Origin of the sequence: Pseudomonas sp. 18175 (assembly GCF_050432925.1) — a bacterium.
Lineage (GTDB): Bacteria > Pseudomonadota > Gammaproteobacteria > Pseudomonadales > Pseudomonadaceae > Aquipseudomonas.
Genome location: NZ_JBKFTO010000060.1, coordinates 1 through 623, shown reverse-complemented (window position 1 = coordinate 623; position 623 = coordinate 1). Strand labels below are relative to the sequence as shown.

General features: G+C 53.1%; 1 protein-coding gene. It reads left to right on the top strand.

What is annotated here, in order from left to right; genetic code table 11:
* Positions 1–69: 69 nt before the first annotated feature.
* Positions 70–375, top strand: a complete 306-nt coding sequence (locus ACLD1Y_RS31610) for a transposase (protein WP_429481548.1) — start codon at positions 70–72, stop codon at positions 373–375.
* The last annotated feature ends 248 nt before the right edge of the window (positions 376–623 follow it).

The window sequence follows — 623 nt, the reverse complement described above, 5'->3', positions numbered from 1 at the left end:
TGAACTGGCCTAATGAATTTGGACACATCAATAGGGCGCTATGATGGCGCCCAAACCCGAGGTGTGCAGATGATGCGAAAGTCCTATTCCAGCGAGTTCAAACTCAAGGCCGTAAGCATGGTGCTTGATCAAAACCTGCCTGTTCCCGAAATTTGCGCCAGTTTGGATATCGGCCCTACGGCTTTGCGTCGCTGGGTCGAGCAGGTGCGCAAAGAGCGCGCCGGATCAACGATGGCTGGCACAAAGGCGATTACTGCCGACCAAAAGAAAGTCCAGGAACTCCAGGCCCTGCTCAGGCAGAAAGATCGGGATATCGAAATCCTAAAAAAGGCCAGTGTTCTCCTGCTTTTGGACTCCAAAGATCATTCCCTCTGATCAGCGAGCTAGGCGAACAGTACGGAATTACAGATTGCTGTCGTGTTTTTGAAGTCAACCGCAGCAGCTACTACGCCTGGCGTCAGCGTCAGGGGAAAACCAACCTGGAGCGCGAAGCGCTCAAGGTTGTTCTAGTTAAGTACCACAAGGCTTCAAGAGGATCGGCAGGAGCTCGAACCCTCTCTGAGGACCTGCGAGGTGCAGGCCATCAGGTTGGGCGTTACATGGCTCGTAGCTTGATGAAGGAA